The 3374-nt window shown below is 49.8% G+C and carries 1 protein-coding gene; it reads left to right on the top strand.

Features of this window, described 5'->3' with window-relative positions:
* On the top strand, nucleotides 1-3374 hold a 3374-nt coding region (locus ACL9RM_RS26315; RefSeq protein ID WP_414126685.1), incomplete at both ends, for a condensation domain-containing protein.

The following is a 3374-nucleotide window of genomic DNA, read 5'->3' as shown; positions in this document are numbered from 1 at the left end:
GCGCTGCGCCGTACGATGGAACGTATTGTCCAGCATCATGACGCATTGCGCACGGTATTCCGTGAGACGGAGCAGGGCTATGCCGCTTGGAACCGCAGTGTGGAGGAAGGCGAGCTATACACGCTGGACATTGTAGATTTTAGTGGAGTTGAAGACGAATCCACCGCTGTAGAAGCCAAGGCGAGTGAAATTCAAGCCAGCATTCATTTGAGCGAGGGGCCGCTTGTGAAGCTCGGTCTGTTCCATTGCGCTGAGGGCGATCATTTGCTAATCGTCATTCATCATTTGGTTGTGGACGGCGTATCGTGGCGTATTTTACTGGAGGATTTGGCATCCGGTTATGAGCAGGCCGTTGCAGGTAAAACAGGCACAGCTATTCGACTGCCGCATAAAACAGATTCTTTCCAGGTATGGGCCAAACAGCTGTCAGCCTACGCAAATCGTGCGACGATGGAGCGGGAGCTAGCCTACTGGCAGCATATCGAACAAGCAGAAGCCAGCCTCGCGAAGCCTTTGCCGAAGGATTTTGCAAATGACAATGCACGGCTCGGAGACAGTGAGGTTGTGACTGTCCGCTGGACGAAGCAGGAAACCGAGCAACTGCTCAAACAAGCTCATCGCGCATACAACACGGAAATGAATGACCTGCTGCTGGCCGCACTCGGCAAAGCCGTGTATGAATGGTCCGGTTCCGAACGGGTGCTGGTTAACCTGGAAGGCCACGGACGGGAAGCTATTGTACCCGACGTGGATATTACGCGCACGGTCGGCTGGTTTACGAGCCAATTCCCGGTTGTACTGGATGGAAGTCTGGGACAAGGGGGAAATACGGCTCGTCTGATCAAACGGATTAAGGAAGGGCTGCGTCATATTCCGCAAAAAGGCATCGGTTATGGTATTTTGCGATACCTGTCAGATATGAATGTGCTGGAGAAAGCAGGCGTGCAGTTACAGGCGCAGCCTGAGATCAGTTTTAACTATTTAGGCCAATTCGATCAGGATTATAAAGGCAACGATCTGGAGCCTTCCTCCTATTCCATCGGTGTACCAGTTAGCACGAACGCGGCTATGGATTTTGCACTAGATATCAATGGATTAATCGAGGATGGGGAGCTGATGTTCACGATTCGCTACGGCACAACGCAGTTCCGTCATGACACGATTGCACGGCTGGGAGAACTACTGGTATCCGGTTTGCGTGAGGTGATTAGCCATTGCGTTGCGCAGGAAAGAACGGTGTTGACCCCAAGTGATGTCTTGTTAAAACATGTAACGCTGGACGAGCTGGAGCAATTGGTGAAAGATACACAAGATATGGGTGAACTAGAAAATGTGTATGCTTTGACGCCGATGCAAAAGGGTATGCTCTTCTTCAGTCTAATGGATGAGAGTTCGGCAGCTTATTTTGAGCAGGCCACCTTTGAATGGAATGGACGGTTTGATGTGGTTACTTTCGGTAAGAGCTTTGATCTGCTCGTACAGCGTCATGAGGCATTGCGGACGAACTTTATCAACTCCTGGAAGGATGAGCCTGTACAGGTCGTTTTCCGCAATCGCAGCGGAGAGTTGTACTATGAAGACCTGCGCGGACTGGAAAAAGAAGAACGAGCAGCGCGTGTTGAGGCTTTTACCCTTGCCGATAAAGCGAAAGGATTCAATCTCGCAGAGGATGCACTCATTCGTATTTCGATCCTGCAAACCGGGGATGAAACATATCACTTTATCTGGAGCTTCCATCATATTTTGATGGATGGCTGGTGCTTGTCCTTTATGACACAGGAGGTATTCGGCAGCTATCTGGCACTGCGTGCGGGTCATGAGCCAGCGCTGGAGCCTGTTACGCCGTTCAGTCGATTTATTGAATGGCTGGAACGTCAGGACCGTGAGGCAGCTTTGCAATACTGGCGTGGGTATCTGGAAGATTATGAGCAGCAAATTACGCTCCCGCAGCAAAAAATACAGCCTAAATCGTTGCACACCGGGGAATATGTTGCTGAAGATCTGGATTGCGAATTCCAGCCAGAGCTGGTTGCCCAGATCGAACAAGTGGCGAAGCAAAATCAGGTGACGATCAATACGCTGATTCAGACGGTATGGGGCGTCTTGTTGCAAAAATATAATAATAGTTCGGATGTTGTGTTTGGCAGCGTTGTGTCCGGTCGCCCAGGGGATATTCCAGGTGTGGAGCACATGATTGGGCTATTCATTAACACGATTCCAGTGCGCGTGCAGTCTGAACAAGGTGAAACCTTTGTCGAGCTGATGAAACGAACACAGCGGCAGGCGCTGGCTTCCAATGCCTACGATGCGTTCCCGCTGTATGAAATTCAAGCACTGACCGAGCAGAAGCAGGATTTAATTAACCATATTATGATATTTGAAAATTATCCGGTGGAGCAGCAGGTAGAGCAGTTGGGCAGTGATGGACAGGAAAAATTTACGATTTCGAACGTGGTGTCTACAGAGGAAACCAACTATGATCTGAACGTCGTCGTTATGCCAGGTGAAGACATCAAGATTCGTTTTATGTATAACACGCTCAGCTTTGATCAAGCAGGTATTGAGCGTCTGTATGGGCATTTTGCACGCCTGCTGGAGCAAATTTCGCTCAATCCGCATGTTCGTGTTGAAGAGCTGGAACTACTCACAGCAGCGGAAAAACAACAGATTACAGCGGCATTTAATGACACCGCTTGTGCATTCCCATGCAAACAGACGATCCATCAGCTGTTCGAGGAGCAGGTAGAATATACGCCAGATCAGGTGGCATTGGTGTTTGGACATCAGAGTCTGACTTATCGGGAACTGAATGAACGGGCAAATTCATTGGCCCGAATGCTTCAAGCACAAGGAGTAGGACCTGACAAACTGGTCGGACTGATGGTACAGCGTTCCGTGGAAATGATCGTAGGTCTCCTGGCCGTTCTCAAAGCAGGCGGTGCTTATGTGCCGATTGATCCCGAATTTCCGTCCTCTCGTATTGCATACATGCTGGAAGATAGCGAGGCCACAGTGCTTCTGACCCGTCGTGATTTGTTGGAAGAGCATCATTGCAACGCCAATGCCATATTTCTTGAGGATGCAGCCTTGTATCAGGGAATGAGCGGCAACCTGGAGATGATTGCCCGGCCAGAGCATTTGGCTTATGTCATCTATACGTCTGGTTCGACTGGAAATCCGAAAGGAGTTATGCTCCAGCATCGCTCGGTCCTCAACTTTATTACCGGAATGCGCGAAGTCATTGACTTTGAAGCGAGCCAAACCATTTTGTCACTGACGACCATTTCATTTGATATTTTCGTCTTGGAGACCATCCTGCCCCTGTTGGGTGGAATGACGGTGGTGCTTGGCGACAGCCAGCATCAGGTCAATCC

Origin of the sequence: Paenibacillus sp. S29 (assembly GCF_049319765.1) — a bacterium.
In the GTDB taxonomy this organism is placed as follows: Bacteria; Bacillota; Bacilli; order Paenibacillales; family Paenibacillaceae; genus Paenibacillus; species Paenibacillus polymyxa_B.
This window is presented reverse-complemented; position numbering and strand designations above follow the sequence as displayed.